At 71.2% G+C, this 19004-nt stretch carries 19 protein-coding genes and 1 pseudogene; 12 read left to right on the top strand and 8 right to left on the bottom strand.

The features are described from left to right. The 5 genes from FNH04_RS20970 to FNH04_RS20950 form a co-directional block, all read right to left on the bottom strand. Positions 1-771: SIR2 family NAD-dependent protein deacylase (locus FNH04_RS20970; RefSeq protein ID WP_152786481.1), on the bottom strand; the 771-nt coding region annotated here is incomplete at its 3' end. Continuing rightward, a complete protein-coding gene (locus FNH04_RS20965) occupies positions 768-1703 on the bottom strand; it encodes a protein-ADP-ribose hydrolase (protein WP_322723425.1) in 936 nt (311 codons plus the stop codon). The genes FNH04_RS20965 and FNH04_RS20970, both read right to left, overlap by 4 nt. Before the next feature lie 85 nt (positions 1704-1788). Then, positions 1789-2112 carry a MoaF-related domain-containing protein gene (locus FNH04_RS20960; RefSeq protein WP_152786479.1) on the bottom strand — a complete coding sequence of 108 codons (324 nt, stop codon included), beginning with the start codon at positions 2110-2112 and terminating at the stop codon, positions 1789-1791. Positions 2113-2142: 30 nt separating this feature from the next. After that, positions 2143-2904: a nuclear transport factor 2 family protein gene (locus FNH04_RS20955; RefSeq protein ID WP_152786477.1), complete on the bottom strand. Its 762-nt coding sequence runs from the start codon at positions 2902-2904 to the stop codon at positions 2143-2145. 11 nt (positions 2905-2915) lie between these two features. Then, entirely contained in the window at positions 2916-3587 is a 672-nt protein-coding gene (locus FNH04_RS20950) for a thioredoxin domain-containing protein (RefSeq protein WP_194236753.1), read from the bottom strand. 109 nt (positions 3588-3696) lie between these two features. On the opposite strand from FNH04_RS20950, the gene FNH04_RS20945 reads away from it, so the two are divergent. Both FNH04_RS20945 and FNH04_RS20940 read left to right on the top strand, forming a co-directional pair. Continuing rightward, complete coding sequence (locus tag FNH04_RS20945) at positions 3697-4593, top strand: helix-turn-helix transcriptional regulator (RefSeq protein WP_152786483.1); 897 nt, start codon at positions 3697-3699, stop codon at positions 4591-4593. Positions 4594-4764: 171 nt separating this feature from the next. Beyond that, positions 4765-5120 (top strand): annotated as a pseudogene (locus FNH04_RS20940) (hypothetical protein); the annotation flags it as partial. 60 nt (positions 5121-5180) lie between these two features. On the opposite strand, the gene FNH04_RS20935 reads toward FNH04_RS20940, so the two are convergent. Together FNH04_RS20935 and FNH04_RS20930 are read right to left on the bottom strand one after the other, a co-directional pair. Then, a complete protein-coding gene (locus tag FNH04_RS20935; RefSeq protein ID WP_152786475.1) occupies positions 5181-5378 on the bottom strand; it encodes a DUF1918 domain-containing protein in 198 nt (65 codons plus the stop codon). Between the two features lie 105 nt (positions 5379-5483). After that, on the bottom strand, positions 5484-6422 hold the full coding sequence (locus FNH04_RS20930) for a DMT family transporter (RefSeq protein ID WP_152786473.1): 939 nt from the start codon (positions 6420-6422) through the stop codon (positions 5484-5486). Here FNH04_RS20930 and FNH04_RS20925 point away from each other — a divergent pair. The 3 genes from FNH04_RS20925 (at position 6421) to FNH04_RS20915 (ending at position 8997) form a co-directional block, all read left to right on the top strand. Continuing rightward, complete coding sequence (locus FNH04_RS20925) at positions 6421-7863, top strand: aminotransferase-like domain-containing protein (RefSeq protein ID WP_152786471.1); 1443 nt, start codon at positions 6421-6423, stop codon at positions 7861-7863. The two genes, FNH04_RS20930 and FNH04_RS20925, sit on opposite strands and share 2 nt — an antisense overlap. A 17-nt stretch (positions 7864-7880) precedes the next feature. After that, positions 7881-8339 (top strand): GNAT family N-acetyltransferase, encoded by a 459-nt coding sequence (locus FNH04_RS20920; protein ID WP_152786469.1) that lies wholly within the window; start codon positions 7881-7883, stop codon positions 8337-8339. A gap of 73 nt (positions 8340-8412) precedes the next feature. Next, complete coding sequence (locus FNH04_RS20915; protein ID WP_152786467.1) at positions 8413-8997, top strand: histidine phosphatase family protein; 585 nt, start codon at positions 8413-8415, stop codon at positions 8995-8997. A gap of 55 nt (positions 8998-9052) precedes the next feature. Here the strand turns inward: FNH04_RS20915 and FNH04_RS20910 are convergent, their stop codons facing one another. Further along, positions 9053-9520, bottom strand: a complete 468-nt coding sequence (locus tag FNH04_RS20910) for a DUF6314 family protein (RefSeq protein WP_152786465.1) — start codon at positions 9518-9520, stop codon at positions 9053-9055. 173 nt (positions 9521-9693) lie between these two features. Here FNH04_RS20910 and FNH04_RS20905 point away from each other — a divergent pair, with 173 nt between their 5' ends. The 7 genes from FNH04_RS20905 to FNH04_RS20875 all read left to right on the top strand — a co-directional run bounded on the left by FNH04_RS20905 (position 9694) and on the right by FNH04_RS20875 (position 18868). Continuing rightward, a complete protein-coding gene (locus FNH04_RS20905) occupies positions 9694-12195 on the top strand; it encodes an alpha-L-arabinofuranosidase C-terminal domain-containing protein (protein ID WP_152786463.1) in 2502 nt (833 codons plus the stop codon). Between the two features lie 157 nt (positions 12196-12352). Then, on the top strand, positions 12353-13864 hold the full coding sequence (locus tag FNH04_RS20900) for a hypothetical protein (RefSeq protein ID WP_322723424.1): 1512 nt from the start codon (positions 12353-12355) through the stop codon (positions 13862-13864). 101 nt (positions 13865-13965) lie between these two features. Next, positions 13966-14994: an N-acetyl-gamma-glutamyl-phosphate reductase gene (argC, locus tag FNH04_RS20895; RefSeq protein ID WP_152786459.1), complete on the top strand. Its 1029-nt coding sequence runs from the start codon at positions 13966-13968 to the stop codon at positions 14992-14994. Further along, positions 14991-16145, top strand: coding sequence for a bifunctional glutamate N-acetyltransferase/amino-acid acetyltransferase ArgJ (gene argJ, locus FNH04_RS20890; protein WP_322723423.1), 1155 nt, complete (start codon positions 14991-14993; stop codon positions 16143-16145). Before argC ends, argJ begins: the two co-directional genes overlap by 4 nt. Next, positions 16142-17050: an acetylglutamate kinase gene (gene argB, locus FNH04_RS20885; protein ID WP_152786457.1), complete on the top strand. Its 909-nt coding sequence runs from the start codon at positions 16142-16144 to the stop codon at positions 17048-17050. Before argJ ends, argB begins: the two co-directional genes overlap by 4 nt. After that, the gene (locus FNH04_RS20880) at positions 17047-18318 is read left to right on the top strand and encodes an acetylornithine transaminase (protein WP_152786455.1); all 1272 of its coding nucleotides are present in this window, start codon (positions 17047-17049) and stop codon (positions 18316-18318) included. Before argB ends, FNH04_RS20880 begins: the two co-directional genes overlap by 4 nt. Before the next feature lie 7 nt (positions 18319-18325). Next, positions 18326-18868, top strand: coding sequence for an arginine repressor (locus tag FNH04_RS20875; protein WP_152786453.1), 543 nt, complete (start codon positions 18326-18328; stop codon positions 18866-18868). The last annotated feature ends 136 nt before the right edge of the window (positions 18869-19004 follow it).

Raw genomic sequence — 19004 nt, 5'->3', positions numbered from 1 at the left:
GGTGGGGTTGACGCGTACCAGGCGTGAGTGGGGGAAGCGGCGGGTCAGGCGTTCACCGGGCCATCGAATCACGCCGGGGGTGTTGAATCCGGCGCCGAATTCCAGGATGAGCAGGCGAGTGTCGACGGGAGCCGTTCCCAGCCAGTGGTGCAGGCGACGGCCCGCGGGGAGGTAGGGGGCGTCGACGAACTCGGGGCCGATACGGACGTTGATCTCGACCTCCCCGCCGCAGTTCGGGCAGCGGGGCAGGGCGCTCAGGTCCGTTACGGCACCGGTGGCCGGGTCGTACGCGGCGAGGAGCCGCGCGATGAGGGGGCGGCTGTCCCAGGTGGTGGGTGTGCACGGGGTGGCGCACTGGTAGCGGCCGTAGTCGCCCTGAGGTGTGAAGACCCGGTCGGGGGCGAAGCCGCCCCGGGCGAAGAGGGCGTCCACGTTGGATGTCATCACCCAGTGTTCCTTGTCGCCGACGAGGGAACGCAGACGTCGGTAGAGGGGATTGGGGTCCGGGGAGAAGCGGATGTCGTCGATGTGGACGGCCCAGTAGCCCCACAGCAGGGCGGGTGGCAGGGGGACGCCGACGAGGTAGCGGGAGCGCAGGCCGAAACGGTGCAGGGAGGGGAAGAGCTCCTTGAAGCGGTCCTGGTCGCCGTAGTCGTATCCGGCGGCGGCACTGAGTCCGGCCCCGGCGGTGATCAGGACGCGGTCGGCCTCGGTGAGCCAGGTGCGTATCGTGTCGGCGGCGGCTGCCATCTCGAAGGCGGGCTGGTTCATCGGGGCCGGGTTCCTTCAGTCAAGGCGTGGACGTAGGCGGCGAGGTCGTGGTCCGCGTACACGTTGAAGATCACGCGGTCGAACCGTTCCGGGTGGAGGTCGAGCCAGTCGGCCACGGTGTCCAGGGCGATGCGGGCGGCCGGTGTCCTGGGGTAGCCGAAGACGCCGGTGCTGATGCCGCAGAAAGCGACGCTGCGTATACCGTCCACTTCGGCGGCGAGGTCGAGGCAGGCACGGTAGGAGGACGCCAGTGCCTGCTGGTGGAGCGGGCGCACGGGGCCGTCGACGATCGGGCCGACGGTGTGCAGGACGTAGCGGGCGGGCAGGTGGTAGCCCCGGGTGATCTTGGCTGTGCCGGTCGGCTCGGGATGACCCTGCAGGGACATGATCGTGTGGCAGTCGGCACGCAGGCGAGGGCCGGCGGCGGCGTGGATGGCGTTGTCGATGCACGGGTGCATCGGGGCGAAGCAGCCGAGCAGGGCGCTGTTGGCGGCGTTCACGACGGCGTCCGCGCCGAGGGTGGTGATGTCGCCCTGCCACAGCACCGTCCGGTCGTCGGCCCGGTACGTGGTGTGGGGAAGCGTGTCGCGGACGGTGGGCAGCGAGGCGGCGTCGACGGTGTCGCGTGCCAGGCGTTCACCGGCCAGCAGCGCCTCCAGCACACGGGCGGTCCCGGTGGGCAGCGGGCCTGGCTCCCGGACTGTCAGCACGGCGCGCAGGAGTTGCCGGGCGGCGGCATCGTCGAGCCGGTCCGCTGCACCGGGGCGCAGCCCGGCCCTCACGGCCATCGGGTCGTCGCCCAGCAGGTCGAGCGCCTCGCGGACCAGGTCGGCGGGCCGATCCCCTGGGTCATGACCGATGCCGGACCGGAAAGGCTCGTCGAGAGCGATGGCGGCGCTGTACGCGGCGAGCGGCAGCGGGGTCGCGTACACAGTGGTCCTCCGGGTGGGTGGGCGCACGCCGCCGTACCCCCCACCCGGGGGCTGGCGGGGGAACGGCGGCGTGAGAGGGCGGCCTTCAGGCGGGTGCGAGGGTTCCGGTGTGGAGTTCGGCGACTCTGCCGTCGCCCGTCTCGTAGGTCCAGAAGGCGTGGACGGTCCGGGTGTTGAGGTTCATGAGGTGGGTGATCGTCATGCCGGAGGCTTCGACCCAGCTGAGCATGAACAGACCGGGGGCCACCTCGGCGGTGTGGAGCGTGACGGTCTCCGCGGCACCCTTGGCCGGGCCCTGAAGGGTCTCGTAGCGCAGGCTGGTGCCGTCAGCCGTGTAGGTGTTCCGGAAGACGACGCCGTTGTCGACGCGGAAGACGAACGTCTTCCCGTCATAGGTCAGGTCACTCAACGCATCTCTCCTTGCTGGTGCCGTGGAGCGTCAGAACACGCCGTTGTCGTGGGGCAGTTCGGCCGGGATCGGGACGACGACGTCCCAGTGCTCGACGATCTTGCCGTCCTGGACGCGGAAGAGGTCGTAGTACGCCACCGGGACACCGAACTCGCCCTCGGACTGGAGCAGTACGAACTCGCCCTCGGCGATGACCTTGTGGACGGCCTTGTAGACGAGGTTCTTGCCCTGCTCCGCCCACTGCGCGGCGGCGGCGCCGAAGCCGTCGAGGCCGTCGGCGGCCTCCGGGTTGTGCTGGTGGTAGGTCTCGGTGGAGATGTAGTCGGTGAGCACCGAGTAGTCGGCACCGACCAGGACCTTCTGCGCGAACTCGGCGACCAGGGCCCGGTTGGCCTCGGTCTCCTCGGGCGTGGTGACCTGGGAGGGGCCGTCGGTCTGCGAGCGGCCCGACGCCGTCTCCCGTACGACAGGGGTCAGGGCGTCCCAGTGCTCGGCGAGCTTGCCGTCGGCGTCGACGCGGAAGACGTCGAAGGCGACCAGCGGGTCCGGGCCGAAGCCGTGGTAGGTGCCGTGCAGGGCGATGAGGTCGCCGTCGGCGATCACCCGGGCACCCTCGTACCGGAAGCCGTCCGGCAGGCCGGCGACCAACTGGCGCAGGGCCTCGGGGCCGTCCGCGGCCAGCGCGCTGTGCTGCGTGTAGCCGGCAGCGACCCAGCGGTCCACCGCGCTCGGGTCCTTCTGGCCGAACAGCTCACCGGCTGCGGTCAGGACGGTGTTCTTGGCGTTGCTCATGATGGTTCTCCTCACAAGGACTGGTTGTGGATGGAGGTGCCTGAGGGATGGCCGCAGCCAGGCGTTGGTCGAGGGCGGCGGTCAGGCAAGCGGCTGTTGAGGCCGCGCCACCCATCTGGTCGGCACCGTGTGCGGTGTGCAGCAGCGCCGGGTAGGAGGTGAAGCCCAGGCGGCGCAGCGCGCGGAAGGCGGCGCGGGCCTTCCCGGCCGGCCGGGGCGTTGTACGTCGAGGTGACGGCGTCCGCGTCCATGCCGTGCTCCTCGGCCATGTCCCGGTAGCCGTCCACGTCGGACAGGCTCCGGCCGTCGACGAACCACGCCCGCTGCATGGCCTCGGCCGCGTCCGGTTCGCTGACTCCGGGCTGGTCGCGCAGCGCGGCCGGCCCCGCCGCCGCGGCGGCGGAGTCGAGCACGGTCGTCCCCCGCGCCGGCGCACGCTCGTAGCCCCCGCCGAAGGCGGCTCCCGTCAGCTGCGTGATGCGGCCGCGTTCGGCCGACAGGTGCGGATAGGCCGCCACCGGCAGAGCCCGGGCACTGGCGCAGAGGCCGGCTGGCACGACGCTCAGGCGGATGCGGTGCGCGTTGTCCTCGGCGAAGGCCCGCGCAGTGGGGCCGGAGCCGTAGCACCAGGCGCAGTCCGCGTCGACGGCGTACGTCAACGAGGCCCGTTCCGCCGAAGGCATCGCGCTCCTCTTCTCTTACGGCTTTCCGACATCGATCGATGTCGGAGGCGCTGACATCTCAAAGCTATGGGTGTTGAACAGGCCGAATCGGATACGCTGGCGACTAGTGATGGTCAAAAACCGACAAGATGCCGTCCGGGCGATCCCGGCGGTCTCCTTCGCGGCACCCGCCGGCACCCCTGCCGGTGTCGAAGTGCTGTCCCTCGCCGACCTCCGCCACCGCGTACCAGGCGAGCGGCTCACGGTCCCCCGGCGCCCGGACTTCCATCACCTGATCACCCTCACCGGCGGAAGCCTGTGGCACACGGTCGACTTCACCGCCTACGCCCTTGAACCCGGCTCATGGCTATGGGTTCGCCCCGGCCAGGTTCAGCAGTGGGGCGACCTCACCCACGCAGAGGGCACCCTGATTCTGTTCCGCCAGGACTTCCTCGACCCGGCCACCAGTGCCGGCGCCCGCATGGAAGATTCGCACGCGCCGATCCTGCGCCGGCCCCTGTCCGACGACGCACAGGCCCTGCGACTGGCCGTCGACCACCTCGCCGCCGAGTTCCACGCACTCGGACACCTGCCCCTGGAGATCCACACCGCGGCCCTGCGCCACCTGCTGGCCGTCCTCGTCCTGCGACTGGCCCACCTCACCGCACCCATCGGCAGCCCCGCACCCGAGCCCGACGCCACCTACCTGCGTTTCCGCGACGCCGTGGAAAAGGACTTCGCCCACACCCGCCGTGTCGAGGACTACGCCGAGGCGCTCGGCTACTCGCCCCGCACCCTCTCCCGCGCCACACTTGCCTCCGCCGGACTCGGTGCCAAGGAGTTCATCGACCGCCGCGTCGTCCTCGAAGCCAAGCGCCTCCTGGCCCACAGCGACCAGACAGCCGCCCGAATCGCCGACCGCCTCGGCTTCTCCAGCGCCACCCACTTCAGCAAGTACTTCCACCAGCGCACCGGACAGACCCCGATCGCCTTCCGCGACACGGTCCGCGGGCACACCCCGAGGTGAGAGTCGCGCGTCCCGCCGTACCACCCGCCCTTGGCGGACGATGGGCACCGAGCATGTGCCCCACAGGCACACTCCGGTTCAGACGCGATGCGGATCGCTCCAGGCCGCCAGTCCGGGCCACACACCGGTCGTGCCCCATAGTCGAACGGCCGTCGGCTGATCTTCGAAGTCTCGGAGCCGCGAAGGTGGCTGACGCGGTGTCAGGACTTCTGTCCGCAGCTGTACTGGAACATCGGCTTCGCAGCCGCCGACTACGCGAAGCTGCTGCCCTGGTGGGCGAAGGTCGCCGAGGGCAGCGGTACAGGCTGTACGTGGGCGAGGCCCTGTACAAGGCCGGGGACCCCGCGCAGCCCGCGGCCTGGCAGGAGCCGGAGGAGCTGTCGCGGCATCTGACCCTCGCCGGTGAGCACCCGCAGGTGGGCGGGCACGTGTTCTTCTCGGGCAAGGAGGTCACGGAGGACAGGATCGGCGCGATGGCACGGGTGGTCGCCGACCACTATCAGGCACCGGCGGACCCGCCGCGCTGACGCACCCGGCGTGCTCCGGCGGGCCGGTGTGTCCGCCGGGCGCCGGGTGCGGCTGATTCCTTACGCGGGTTCCGGGCGGTGGCGGACGACCGAGTCCGGGCCGGGCGACATCAGGGCCTCGTGGCCGTCGTCCTCGAAACGGACGCGGTACGGCGGGGTGCCGTCCGGGCCCAGGACTTCGACGATCGTCGCGGTCCTGTCGTGCTGCCCGACGGTCCGGCCGTGCACCAGCAGGATGTCACCTACGTCTGCACGCATCTGAAGGGCCTCCTCGTTCGCACAGGAGTGGTCCGTAATCGCAGTCTATGGCGGATGACGCCGGATGGCGCCGGTGGATCCGGCGCGCGCACCGCGGTCGGGAGGTCAGCCACGCGTTCGTTGCGTGACCGCGATGCAGACCAGCACGGCCGCGGCCGTCAGGAGCGCGGCCGTGGTGAGCTGCTCGCCGAGCAGCAGTACCGACCACACCAGTGTGAGCAGCGGCTGGGCCAGCTGCAACTGGCTGGCCTTCGGGACCCCGATCGCCGCCATGCCCCGGTACCAGACCACCAGCCCGAGGAACTGCGAGCCCGCGGCGACCCACAGCAGCCCGGTGACACTGTGCGCGGTCAGCTCGACGGGCTCGTACGAGAGCGCCACCAGCGCGCCCGGCACGGTGAGGGGCAGGCACAGGACCAGCGCCCAGCCGATCACCTGCCAGCCGGGCATGACCCGGGCCAGCCGGCCGCCCTCGGTGTAGCCGGCCGCGCACGCCAGCAGTGCGCCGAACAGGTACAGGTCGGCCGCGGTGAGGGCGCCGCCGCTCTGCCGCACGGTGAACGCAGCCACGGCGGCCGCGCCCACGAGGGCCGCCGCCCAGAAGGTCCGCGAGGGGCGGGTGCCCATGCGCAGGGCGGAGAACAGCGCGGTCGTGAGCGGGAGCAGGCCGACGACCACGGCCGCGTGCGCGGTGGTCGACGTCCTCAGGGCGAGCGTGGTCAGGAGCGGGAAGCCCAGGACGACTCCGGCGGCGACCACCACGAGCCCCGCCCGGTGACGGCGGTCGGGCAGCGGCACCCGAAGGGCCAGCAGACAGCCGCCCGCGAGCAGGGCGGCGAGAACGGTGCGCACGGCCACCAGCGACCAGGGGCCGAAGCCCTCCAGGCCCCAGGCGGTGGCGGGGAAGGTGAGGGAGAAGGCGATGACGCCGAGGGCGGCCAGGAGGGTGCCGGCGGCGCGGGGGCTCCGGCGAGGGATGCCGCTTGCCGGCGAGGTGTTGACCGCTATTCCGGTCGGGGCAGTAGCGCTATCGTGTGCTCTCATGCATGAGCGTAGCAGTGTCGGTGAACTGGTGAACCAGCTGCGAAGGGAGCTGGACCGCTACTCTCCGGGCGGAAAGCTGCCGTCGAGTCGCGCACTGGTCGAGCGCTTCCGGGTCAGCCCGGTGACGGTCTCGCGTGCCCTGGCACAGCTGGCCTCCGAGGGGCTGGTGGTCACCCGGCCCGGTGCCGGCGCCTTCCGTGCCCACCCCCGGACGGCCGCCGCTCCCGCCGGTGACACCTCCTGGCAGGCGGTCGCGCTGAGCGCGGACGGCGTCGCCGACCTGGTGCCGCGGACCGTGGACGCCTCCGGAGTGCTGGTCTCGCTCGCGGCGCCGCCACCCGGGGTGATCGAGTTCAACGGCGGCTATCTGCACCCGTCGTTGCAGCCCGAGCGCGCGATGGGCGCGGCCCTGTCGCGGGCGGGCCGCCGGCCGGGGGCCTGGGCGCGGCCGCCCGTGGAGGGGGTCCCGGAGCTGCGGGAGTGGTTCGCGCGGAGTGTCGGGGGCGCCGTCACCGCCGCCGAGGTCCTCGTCACGGCGGGCGGCCAGTCCGCGCTGACCACCGCGCTGCGCGCCCTCGCCCCGCCGGGTGCCCCGGTGCTCGTCGAGTCACCCACCTATCCCGGCATGCTGGCGATCGCCCGGGCGGCCGGTCTGCGGCCCGTTCCGGTCCCCGTGGACGCGGACGGGGTGAAACCGGAGCTGCTCGCCGACGCGTTCCGGGCGACCGGTGCGCGGGTGTTCGTCTGCCAGCCGCTGTTCCAGAACCCGACGGGTGCGGTGCTCTCGGCCGGGCGGCGGGGCGAGGTGCTGCGGATCGCGCGTGAGGCGGGCGCGTTCGTGGTCGAGGACGACTTCGTACGGCGGCTGGTGCACGAGGACGCGGGGCCGCTGCCGTGTCCGCTGGCGGCCGAGGACCCCGACGGCGTGGTCGTCCATGTCTGCTCGCTCACCAAGGCCACCTCGCCCAGCTTCCGGGTGGGCGCGCTCGCCGCCCGCGGGCCCGTGCTGGAGCGGCTGCGCGCCATCCAGGTCGTGGACACGTTCTTCGTGCCACGCCCTCTGCAGGAGGCCGCGCTCGAACTCGTCGGGTCGCCGGCCTGGTCGCGGCATCTCCGGGCGGTCTCCGCGGAGTTGAGGAACCGCCGCGACACGATGACGTCCGCCCTGCTCCGCGAACTCCCCGAGTACGAGCTGCCGCACATCCCGTCCGGCGGCTACCACCTGTGGGTGCGCCTGCCCGACGGCAGGGACGAGTCCGCCCTCGTCACGGCCGCCCTCCGCGCGGGCGTCGCCGTGACGCCGGGGCGCCCCTACTTCAGCGCCGAACCCCCCGCCGCGTACACACGGCTGAGCTTCGCGGCCGTCACGGGGGTGGGGGAGATCACGGAGGGGGTGCGGAGGCTGAGGGCGGCGGAAAACAGTTCGACAGCACCCTCCTGAGCTGCGAACGTCCCGCCATGAACGACGTACCGGCTCTCCCCGAGGGCTACGAGATCTCCGCCGACCCCGACCGCGTCGACGTCGAGCGGGTGCACCACTGGCTGTCCACCGACGCGTACTGGGCCGTCGGCCGCCCGCGCGAGAAGCAGGAGCGCGCGGTGCGAGAGTCGCTCAACTTCGGTGTGTACGACGTGAGTTCCGGCGAACAGGTCGCGTATGCCCGGGTGGTCACCGACCGGGCGGACTTCGCATGGCTCTGTGACGTGTACGTCGACCGGTCGGCGCGCGGCAAGGGCCTGGGCACCGCACTGGTCGGGGCCGTGTGCGAGTACCTGCGGCCGTACGGGCTGCGGCGCGTCCTGCTCGCCACCCAGGACGCGCACGGCGTCTACGAGAAGCTGGGGTTCAGGGCGCTCGACGAGCCGGACCGGTGGATGGCGCTCGTGAACGAGCGTGCCGCCGGCGTGACGGGGTGAAGGTCCGGGCACCCTGGGTCACTCCTGCATAACGTCTCTTGACCTGCGAAGTCTCACGTTCCACGATCGCCGCATGCATCTTCGGGTCACGTTCGTCGCCGCGGCGCGCAGTTCCTCGCTGCTCGCGGAGCGCTTCGAGGACGACCGGCCGCTGGACCAGGCGGGCTGGGACGAGGTGCAGCGTGCCGCGCACGAACTGATACCGCTGGCGGCGGCCGAGCTGCGCTACTGCTCGCCCACGCCCCGCAGCCGGGCCACCGGCGACGCCCTCGGCTACGCGCCGCTGGCCCAGCCCGCCCTGCGGGACTGCGACATGGGCCGATGGCGCGGCTGCACCCTGGGCGAGGCGATGGCCCGGGAGCCGCAGGCGGTCGACGCCTGGCTCGCCGATCCGCGTGCCACGCCGCACGGCGGGGAGTCGCTGCACTCCTTCATCACGCGTATCGGCGGCTGGCTCGACACCCGGCCCGCCGACGACGGCGGGCGCGTCGTGGCCGTGGCCGAGCCGTCGGTGGTCCGGGCGGCGCTCGTCTACGCGCTCAAGGCCCCGCCGTCGACGTTCTGGAACATCGACGTCCGCCCCCTCTCGACGGCCACGGTCGTCGGCCACCGGGGCCGCTGGCACCTGCGCCTGGACGGGGAGGCGGGGGTCTCGTAGGGCGCTGGGCACCCCTGGGGCTCTACGCACCGGGGCCCCGCGCACTCTTGAGGCTCTACGCACCGGGGCCCCGCGCACTCCTGGCGGCGCGCGTGTAGTCGGTGGTCAGGAGCAGGCTCTTGGCCGGGCCGCCCACCTGCCACACCGTGCGCCAGCGGTCCGCGCCGTACACCGTGAACTCGCCCCGGTAGTGGTCCGCGGCGCACGGATGGCCGGCGACCCAGTGGCCCGACGTGAGATCCAGGTCGTGGAAGGGGCGGCCGTCCGCGAACCGCACATCCGCGGTGCCGGGAGCGGTGCCCGGCACGAAACGCAGCGTCCGTTCGGCGGGGCGGGTGACGCCCTGCCAGACGAAGGTGCCGGACTCGTGGTGCAGCAGCCCGCCACCGTCCAGTGGGCTGAACGCCGTCCGGCCGGTGAACTCCCCCTCGTCACCGCTCGCGAGATCCCGCACCGATCGCCGCACCCGCCAGCTCCCGGCGAGAAACGCCAACACGTCCGGTACCGGCCAGAACTCGCCCATTCCGCCCCGCACTCCGTCCCGGCCATCACGCACGCCCCATTGACGCACCCGAGCCCCCTCCTTATCTTGCCGTTCGCAGTGCTGATCAATGTTTGATATATCGAACAGCTCCATTCCTCACCTCTACCACGAGAGAACCCCCACCTCTACGACGAGAGAGCCGCGGAGTATCCATGTCACGCACCCGCACCGGCATCCACGCGCCCCGGGCCCGCTGGAGACTGGGCCTGACCGCCACCGCCCTTCTGGTGGCCTCGGCCGTGGTCCCGGGACCCGCACACGCCGAGGACGTCACCGACTACGCGATCACCGTCGATCCCACCGCCAAGGGCACGAAGATCGACGACACGATGTACGGCGTCTTCTTCGAGGACATCAACCGTGCCGCCGACGGCGGTCTGTACGCCGAACTCGTGCAGAACCGCTCCTTCGAGTACTCCACCGCCGACAACCGCTCGTACACGCCCCTCACCTCCTGGGCCGTCACCGGCACCGGGAAGACCGTGGACGACGACGGCCGCCTGAACGCCCGCAACCGCACCTACCTCGACCTGGGCGCCGACTCGTCCGTCACCAACTCCGGGTACAACACCGGCATCACGGTCGAGAGCGGGAAGACGTACGACTTCTCCGTCTGGGCCCGGGTGGACCAGCGGGCCCACCTCACCGTCTCCCTCGCCGACACGGACGGAAGCCTCGCCGAGGCCCGCCGGATCACCGTGCGCGGCGGCTGGGCCAAGTACACCGCCCGGTTCACCGCGAGCCGCTCCAGCAGCACCGGACGCCTCACGGTCGCCACCGACGGCGCGGCCGCCCTCGACATGGTCTCCCTCTTCCCGCGCGACACCTTCAAGGGCCGCAAGAACGGTCTGCGCAAGGACCTCGCGGAGAAGATCGCCGCCCTGGACCCCGGCTTCGTCCGCTTCCCCGGCGGCTGCCTGGTCAACACGGGTTCCATGCAGGACTACAGCGAGGCGTCCAACTGGGAGCGCAAGCGCTCGTACCAGTGGAAGGACACCATAGGCCCGGTCGAGCAACGCGCCACCAACGCCAACTTCTGGGGCTACAACCAGAGTTACGGGCTCGGCTACTACGAGTACTTCCAGTTCTCCGAGGACGTCGGCGCGATGCCGCTGCCCGTCGTGCCCGCCCTGGTCACCGGCTGCGGCCAGAACAGGGCCACCGACGACGACGCGCTCCTCAAGCGCCACATCCAGGACACCCTGGACCTCATCGAGTTCGCCAACGGCCCGGTGACGAGCGAGTGGGGCGGGAAGCGGGCCCGGATGGGTCACCCCAAGCCCTTCCACCTCACCCACATCGGCGTCGGCAACGAGGAGAACCTGCCGAACGAGTTCTTCGCCCGGTTCAAGCAGTTCCGCGCCGCGATCGAGGCCGAGTACCCGGACATCACGGTCGTCTCCAACTCCGGGCCGGACGACGCCGGTTCGACCTTCGACACGGCCTGGAAGCTGAACCGCGAGAACAACGTCGACATGGTCGACGAGCACTACTACAACACCCCGAGCTGGTTCCTGCAGAACAACGACCGCTACGACTCCTACGACAGGAACGGTCCGAAGGTCTTCCTCGGCGAGTACGCCTCCTGGGGCAACGCCTTCAAGAACGCCCTCTCCGAGGCCGCGTTCATGACCGGCCTGGAGCGCAACGCGGACATCGTGAAGCTCGCCTCGTACGCCCCGCTGCTCGCCAACGAGGACTACGTGCAGTGGAGCCCCGACATGATCTGGTTCAACAACCACGCGTCATGGGGCTCGGCCAACTACGAGATGCAGAAGCTCTTCATGAACAACGTCGGCGACCGCGTGGTGCCGTCGCAGGCGACCGGCACCCCGTCGGTGACCGCCCCCATCACGGGTGCCGTCGGCCTGTCGACCTGGGCGACGGCGGCCGCGTACGACGACGTGTTGGTCACGAGCGCCGACGGGCAGACCCTGCTCAGCGACGACTTCAGCGGTGACGCCTCGAAGTGGACCCACACCGGCAAGGGCAGCTGGAGCATCCAGGACGGGCAGTACGTGCAGACCGACGTGGCAGCCGAGAACACCATGGTGTCCGCGGGCGATCCGGCCTGGCACGACTACGACCTGAAGGTGAAGGCCACCAAGAAGTCCGGCAAGGAGGGCTTCCTGGTCGCCTTCGGCGTCAAGGACACCGGCAACTACTACTGGTGGAACCTCGGCGGCTGGAACAACACCACGTCCGCGGTCGAGCAGGCCGTGGACGGCGGCAAGTCGTCGCTGATCTCCAAGCCGGGGACGATCGAGACGGGCCGTACGTACGACATCGAGGTCAAGGTGCGCGGCCGCCAGGTGACCCTCTACCTGGACGGCCAGGAGTGGGGCAGCTTCAAGGACGACAAGCCGGCCGAGCCGTTCCGCCAGGTCGTGACGCGGGACGCCAGGACCGGTGACCTGATCGTCAAGGTCGTCAACGCCCAGTCGGCGGACGCCCGTACGGCCGTCGACCTCGGCGGCGCGAAGGTCCGCTCGAAGGCCGGGGTGACCACGCTGAAGGCAGCGCCCGACGCGGTGAACACCGAGACGCAGACGCCGGTCGCGCCGGTGACGTCGACGTTCACCGGGGTGGCCGACAGGTTCACGTACACCTTCCCGGCCAACTCCGTGACGTTCCTGAGGATCAGGAAGGGATGATCCGAGGCCACCGGCGCCGGTGACCCCGGGGCCGGTGACTCCTCGGGCGGCTCAGGTGCCCAAGCGCACCTGAGCCGCCCGCAACCCGACGACCGGCACTCTCCACGGTGGCGAAAACCATGGGCCATTCGGTGAGGGGCCAGGCACAATGCCCTCCGTGAACCATGTCCTGTGCGGGCTCGCCGCCAATCCGGCGCTGCCGGCCGAGCTGGTCGACCGGCTCATCGCGGTCGCGGACGCCGACATCGCCGCGGACCTCGCCGACCGCGCGGACCTCAGCCGTGCGCAGGCGGTCGCACTGGTCTCGCGCGTCGAGGACAGCGCTTTGGGGCTGGCGTACGAGGGTCGGCTCACCGCCGCCGACATCGATCCCACGTCACAGCCGGACGCCGCCCTCGCCCTGCTCGACGAGGGCGCCGGCGGCCCGGAGTGGGCCCGTCTCCTCGCGGCGGACCCGGACGTCAGGCACCGGGAGAAGCTGGCCGCCTGCTCGGGCCTCCCTCCCGACGTGGTGGAGACGCTCGTGGCGGACCCGGACGTACGGGTCGTCGCGGAGCTCGCGCTGTGGACCACACCGGACACGGCCGCCCGGCTCGCGCGGCATCCGCATGCCGAGGTCCGCCGTGCCGTGGCGGCCAACGAGGCGACGCCGCCGGACGTCCTGGCGGCGCTCATCAGCGGCGAGGGGCTGCCTCCCGCACGGCACTGCCTGGTCTGCGACCGCGAGGAGCCGCCGTTCACCCACGATCCGCACTGCCCGCGGCCCGACTGCGATCTGCCGCCCGGTGCCTCCTGCGACGGCTCCCACGAATCCACCGTGCACAGCCTGCTCCTGGCGGCGCTGCAGAACCCGGCCACACCCGCCGAAGCCGTCGTGGGCTTCGCCGACCACCCGTCGATGCTGGTGCGGCGGCTCCTCGCCGCCCGCCCCGGTCTTCCCCCGGAGGTCTTCGCACGGCTCGCCGCGGACCCCCTTCCCGGTGTCCGCGCCGACCTCGCCGAGAACCCCGCGATCGACGAGGCCCTGATGCGCACGCTGGCCGGTGACGACGACCACGAGGTGCGGCGCGGGCTCGCGCACAACCCGCACGTGCCGCTCGACGTGCTCGCCCGTCTGGCCACCGTGACCAGGATCGGCACCACCCTGCTGCCGCGCATCGCCTCCGCCGCCGCCTTCGAGGTCGAGGAACTGGCTCAGTCACCGAACCCGGCGGCGCGGATGCTCCTGGCCCAGCGACGTGATCTGCCGGCCGGGATCCGCGACCTGCTGGCCGACGACCCCGACGCGAAAGTGGTCAAGTCCATCGCTCCGCACCCCGGCCTCTCCGAAGCGCGGTTGCGCACCATGGTCGATCGGCACGGAGTCCACGTCATCGCCAAGGTGGCGGCCAACCCGGACGCGACCCCGCCCCTGCTGGAGCATCTGACCCGGCACAGCCCACCGGTACAGAAGGCGTTCCGCGAGATCGCCCGGCACCGCAACGCGACGGCCCCGGCGCTGCTCGCCTGCCTGGAGGACCGGCAGGCGAGGCCCATCGCGGCCGGCCATCCGGCACTCCCGCCGCCGGTCATCACGGAGCTGCTCACCGACACCCACTGGCGGGTGGTGGAAGCGGCGGCCGCCAACCCGTCGCTCCCGCTCACCGTGATGACGGATCTGGTGCCCTAGGTGCCACCGCCCCGCCCGCTCGCCCTCATGAGTGCCGCCTTGGGCAAGATTGCATAAACGTGCAACGAAACGTATAGTCATGCCATCTAGGAGGAGGTTCCATGGCGGTACGTGCAGCGGTGGCGGGAGCGAGCGGTTACGCGGGCGGGGAACTGCTGCGTCTGCTCCTGGCCCACCCCGAGGTCGAGATCGGCGCTCTGACCGGCAACTCCAACGCGGGTCAGCGCCTCGGTGCGCTGCAACCGCATCTCCTGCCCCTGGCCGACCGCGTCCTTGAGGAGACTACCGCCGACGTCCTCGCCGGCCACGATGTCGTGTTCCTCGCCCTGCCGCACGGCCAGTCCGCCGCCGTCGCCGAACAGCTCGGTCCCGACGTGCTGGTGGTCGACATGGGCGCCGACTTCCGGCTCGAGGACGCCGCCGACTGGGAGAGGTTCTACGACTCCGAGCATGCCGGGACCTGGCCCTACGGCCTCCCCGAACTGCCGGGTGCCCGCGCCGCGCTGGAGGGGTCCAAGCGCGTCGCGGTACCCGGCTGCTACCCGACGGCCGCCTCGCTGGCCCTCTTCCCGGCGTACGCGGCCGGGATCGCCGAGGCCGAGGCTGTGATCGTCGCCGCGTCCGGCACCTCGGGCGCGGGCAAGGCGCCCAAGCCGCATCTGCTGGGCAGCGAGGTCATGGGCTCCATGTCCCCGTACGGCGTCGGCGGTGTCCACCGGCACACGCCCGAGATCATCCAGAACCTCAGCGCGGCGGCGGGGGAGCGGGTCACCGTCTCCTTCACTCCCACGCTCGCGCCGATGCCGCGCGGGATCCTCGCCACGTGCAGTGCCAGGGCGCGCGACGGCGTCACCGCCGAATCCGTTCGCGCCGCGTACGAGAAGGCCTTCGCCGACGAGCCCTTCGTCCACCTCCTCCCCGAGGGGCAGTGGCCCGCCACGGCGTCCGTCTACGGTTCCAACGCCGTTCAGGTGCAGGTCGCGTACGACGAGAGCGCCGGACGGATCATCGCGATCAGTGCCATCGACAATCTGACCAAGGGCACCGCGGGCGGTGCCGTCCAGAGCATGAACCTCGCCCTCGGACTCGACGAGACCACCGGACTTTCCACGATCGGAGTCGCACCGTGAGTGTCACGGCAGCCAAGGGATTCACGGCGGCGGGCATCGCCGCCGGGATCAAGGAGAACGGCAACCCGGACCTCGCCCTCGTGGTCAACAACGGGCCCCGCCTCGCCGCCGCGGGCGTTTTCACCTCCAACCGGGTCAAGGCCGCGCCGGTCCTCTGGTCCGAGCAGGTCCTCAAGGGCGGCCAGGTGTCCGCCGTGATCCTCAACTCCGGTGGCGCAAACGCCTGTACGGGAGCCAAGGGCTTCCAGGACACCCACGCGACCGCCGAGAAGGTCGCCGAGGTCCTCGAAGGGCACAGCGCCGGCGAGGTCGCGGTCTGCTCCACCGGCCTCATCGGCGTGCTCCTGCCCATGGACAAGCTGCTCCCCGGGGTCGAGACGGCCGCCGCCCAGCTCTCCGAGCACGGCGGCGAGAAGGCCGCCATCGCCATCAAGACCACCGACACCGTCCACAAGACGTCCGTGGTGACGAAGGACGGCTGGACCGTCGGCGGTATGGCCAAGGGCGCGGGCATGCTCGCCCCCGGCCTCGCCACCATGCTCGTCGTCCTCACCACCGACGCCGCCCTCGACAGCGACGTATTGGACAGGGCCCTGCGCGCCGCCACCAAGGTCACCTTCGACCGCGTCGACTCCGACGGCTGCATGTCCACCAACGACACCGTGCTGCTCCTCGCCTCGGGTGCCTCCGAGGTCACCCCGGAGTACGAGGAGTTCGCGGAGGCCGTACGGACGGTCTGCGACGACCTCGGCCAGCAGCTCATCCGGGACGCCGAGGGCGCCAGCAAGGACATCAAGGTCGAGGTGGTGGGCGCCGCGACCGAGGACGACGCCGTCGAGGTGGGCCGCTCCATCGCCCGCAACAACCTCCTCAAGTGCGCGATCCACGGGGAGGACCCCAACTGGGGCCGCGTGCTCTCCGCCATCGGCACGACGTCCGCAGCCTTCGAGCCCGACCGGCTGAACGTCGCCATCAACGGTGTCTGGGTCTGCAAGAACGGCGGCGTCGGCGAGGACCGCGACAAGGTCGACATGCGCTACCGCGAGGTGCACATCGTCGCCGACCTCGCGGCCGGCCCCGCGACCGCCACCATCTGGACCAACGACCTCACCGCGGACTACGTCCACGAGAACAGCGCGTATTCGTCATGAGCGCCACCCGTAAGCACACCGCCCTCCCCAAGGCCCAGATCCTCATCGAGGCGCTGCCCTGGCTGGTCCGGCACAACGGCAGGACCGTCGTCATCAAGTTCGGCGGCAACGCCATGATCGACGAGGACCTGAAGTCCGCGTTCGCCCAGGACGTCGTATTCCTGCACCACGCCGGCCTCAAGCCCGTCGTCGTGCACGGCGGCGGCCCGCAGATCAGCGCGGCCCTCGACAAGCACGGCATCGTCAGCGAGTTCAAGGCGGGCCTCAGGGTCACCACCGAGGACGCCATGGACGTCGTACGCATGGTGCTGGCCGGACAGGTGCAGCGCGAGCTGGTCGGGCTGCTCAACCAGCACGGGCCGCTCGCCGTGGGCCTGACCGGCGAGGACGCGCACACCATCACCGCCACCAAGCACCAGCCCCGGATCGACGGCGAGCCGGTCGACATCGGGCGGGTGGGCGAGATCACCGACATCGACACGGGCGCGATCGAGGCGCTCCTCGCCGACGGCCGTATCCCGGTCGTCTCGTCGATCGCCCGGAGCCAGGACGACGGACACGTCTACAACGTCAACGCCGACACGGCGGCCGCGGCGCTCGCCGCGGCACTGGGCGCCGAAACCCTCATGGTCCTCACCGACGTCGAGGGACTCTACGAGGACTGGCCCAACAGCGACGAGGTGATCAGCCGCCTCACCGCATCCCAGCTGGAGAAGCTCCTGCCGGAGCTGTCGTCCGGCATGGTGCCGAAGATGGAGGGCTGCCTGCACGCCGTACGCAACGGCGTGAACACCGCCCGCGTCATCGACGGCCGGGTCCAGCACTCGATCCTGCTGGAGATCTTCACCGACGAGGGCATCGGCACGATGGTGCTGCCCGATCCGACCGAGGGGGACGACGCATGACCGGGACCGCGACCAACGCCGAGCTCACCCAGCGCTGGCAGGGCGCGCTCATGAACAACTACGGCACCCCGCGGCTGCCCCTCGTGCGCGGTGAGGGCACCCGGCTGTGGGACGCCGACGGCACGGAGTACCTGGACTTCGTCGGCGGTATCGCGGTGAACGCGCTCGGACACGCCCACCCCGCCATCGTAGAGGCCGTGAGCAGGCAGATCGCCTCCCTCGGCCATGTCTCCAACCTCTTCGTCGCCGAGCCGCCCGTCGCGCTCGCCGAGCGGCTGCTCCAGCTCTTCGGCCGCGAGGGCAAGGTCTACTTCTGCAACTCGGGCGCCGAGGCCAACGAGGGCGCGTTCAAGATAGGGCGGCTGACCGGCCGGCCCCACATGGTCGCCACCCAGGGCGGCTTCCACGGCCGCACCATGGGCGCGCTCGCGCTCACCGGCCAGCCCGGCAAGCAGCAGCCGTTCCTGCCGCTGCCCGGTGATGTCACCCACGTTCCGTACGGCGACGCACAGGCCCTGGCCGCCGCGGTCACCGAGGAGACGGCCCTCGTCGTCATCGAGCCCGTCCAGGGGGAGAACGGCGTGGTCGTGCCCCCCGCGGGCTACCTCAAGGCCGCCCGCGCGATCACCGCGGCCACCGGTTCGCTGCTCGTCCTCGACGAGGTGCAGACCGGTGTCGGCCGCACCGGCAACTGGTTCGAGTACCAGGCCCACGAGGGCGTCCTGCCGGATGTCGTCACCCTCGCCAAGGGGCTCGGCGGCGGACTGCCCCTCGGCGCGACCGTCGCCTTCGGGCGCGCCGCGGAGCTGCTCCAGCCCGGCCACCACGGGACCACCTTCGGCGGGAACCCGGTCGCGTGCGCCGCGGGGCTCGCCGTTCTGGAGACCATCCAGGCCGAGGGCCTGCTGGAGAACGTGAAGCGGCAGGGCGAGAGACTGCGGGACGGGATCGAGGCCCTGGCCCACCCAATGATCGACTATGTCCGCGGCGCGGGCCTGCTGCTGGGTATCGTGCTCACGGAGCCCCTCGCGCCCCAGGTGCAACAGGCGGCTCAGGAAGCCGGTCTCCTGGTGAACGCGCCCGCCCCCGATGTCGTACGGCTCATGCCGCCGCTGACCATCGGCGACGACGAGGTGGACGCCTTCCTCCAGGCGCTGCCCGGCATCCTCGACACGGTGCGCGCGGCGAACGCGGCAAACGCGGCAAACGCGGCAAACGCTGCGAACGCGGAGAACGCGGCAGACGGGGACGGACGATCCGGGGAATGAGACGACGATGAGCCAGGCGCAGGACCACGAGCACGCCGCAGGGCCTGCCGTGCCGCAGACCCGCACCGCACGCCACCGCCGGATCGTGGACATTCTCAACCGGCAACCGGTGCGCTCCCAGAGCCAGTTGGCGAAACTCCTCGCCGACGACGGGCTGAGCGTCACCCAGGCGACGCTCTCCCGGGACCTGGACGAGCTGAACGCGGTGAAGATCCGCAACACCGACGGCGACCTCATCTACGCGGTACCGAGCGAGGGCGGCTTCCGCACCCCGCGCGCACCGCTCGGCGGGTCGGCGAAGGAGGAGCGGATGCGGCGCCTGTCCCAGGAGCTGCTGATCTCCGCGGAGGCTTCGGCGAACCTGGTGGTCCTGCGTACCCCGCCGGGTGCCGCGCAGTTCCTCGCCTCGGCCATCGACCAGGCCGAACTGCACGACATCCTCGGCACGATCGCCGGCGACGACACCCTGCTGCTGATCAGCCGGGACCCCTCGGGCGGGCAGGCGCTGGCGGAACACCTGCTGCGGCTGGCGCAGAACAACCACCACTGAAGCAACCACCACTGAAACGACCACCCCTGAGCGGCCCCGCCGCCGGGACGAACAAGGTCAGGACAAACGAGGGCAGGACAAACGAGGGCAGGACAAACGAGGGCAGGACAAACGAGGGCGGGGCGTACCGGAGTTC

The organism is Streptomyces phyllanthi, from assembly GCF_009377205.1.
Taxonomy (GTDB): domain Bacteria; phylum Actinomycetota; class Actinomycetes; order Streptomycetales; family Streptomycetaceae; genus Streptomyces; species Streptomyces phyllanthi.
This window is presented reverse-complemented; position numbering and strand designations above follow the sequence as displayed.

Excerpts from the sequence above, each read along its gene's own strand:
- argB (WP_152786457.1), top strand. The coding sequence starts at position 16,142 with ATGAGCGCCACCCGTAAGCACACCGCCCTCCCCAAGGCCCAGATCCTC.
- FNH04_RS20920 (WP_152786469.1), top strand. The coding sequence starts at position 7,881 with ATGAACGACGTACCGGCTCTCCCCGAGGGCTACGAGATCTCCGCCGAC.
- FNH04_RS20950 (WP_194236753.1), bottom strand. The coding sequence starts at position 3,587 with ATGCCTTCGGCGGAACGGGCCTCGTTGACGTACGCCGTCGACGCGGAC.
- FNH04_RS20875 (WP_152786453.1), top strand. The coding sequence starts at position 18,326 with ATGAGCCAGGCGCAGGACCACGAGCACGCCGCAGGGCCTGCCGTGCCG.
- FNH04_RS20945 (WP_152786483.1), top strand. The coding sequence starts at position 3,697 with ATGGTCAAAAACCGACAAGATGCCGTCCGGGCGATCCCGGCGGTCTCC.
- FNH04_RS20910 (WP_152786465.1), bottom strand. The coding sequence starts at position 9,520 with ATGGGCGAGTTCTGGCCGGTACCGGACGTGTTGGCGTTTCTCGCCGGG.
- FNH04_RS20915 (WP_152786467.1), top strand. The coding sequence starts at position 8,413 with ATGCATCTTCGGGTCACGTTCGTCGCCGCGGCGCGCAGTTCCTCGCTG.
- FNH04_RS20955 (WP_152786477.1), bottom strand. The coding sequence starts at position 2,904 with ATGAGCAACGCCAAGAACACCGTCCTGACCGCAGCCGGTGAGCTGTTC.
- argC (WP_152786459.1), top strand. The coding sequence starts at position 13,966 with ATGGCGGTACGTGCAGCGGTGGCGGGAGCGAGCGGTTACGCGGGCGGG.
- FNH04_RS20925 (WP_152786471.1), top strand. The coding sequence starts at position 6,421 with ATGCATGAGCGTAGCAGTGTCGGTGAACTGGTGAACCAGCTGCGAAGG.
- FNH04_RS20935 (WP_152786475.1), bottom strand. The coding sequence starts at position 5,378 with ATGCGTGCAGACGTAGGTGACATCCTGCTGGTGCACGGCCGGACCGTC.
- FNH04_RS20905 (WP_152786463.1), top strand. The coding sequence starts at position 9,694 with ATGTCACGCACCCGCACCGGCATCCACGCGCCCCGGGCCCGCTGGAGA.
- FNH04_RS20880 (WP_152786455.1), top strand. The coding sequence starts at position 17,047 with ATGACCGGGACCGCGACCAACGCCGAGCTCACCCAGCGCTGGCAGGGC.
- FNH04_RS20930 (WP_152786473.1), bottom strand. The coding sequence starts at position 6,422 with ATGAGAGCACACGATAGCGCTACTGCCCCGACCGGAATAGCGGTCAAC.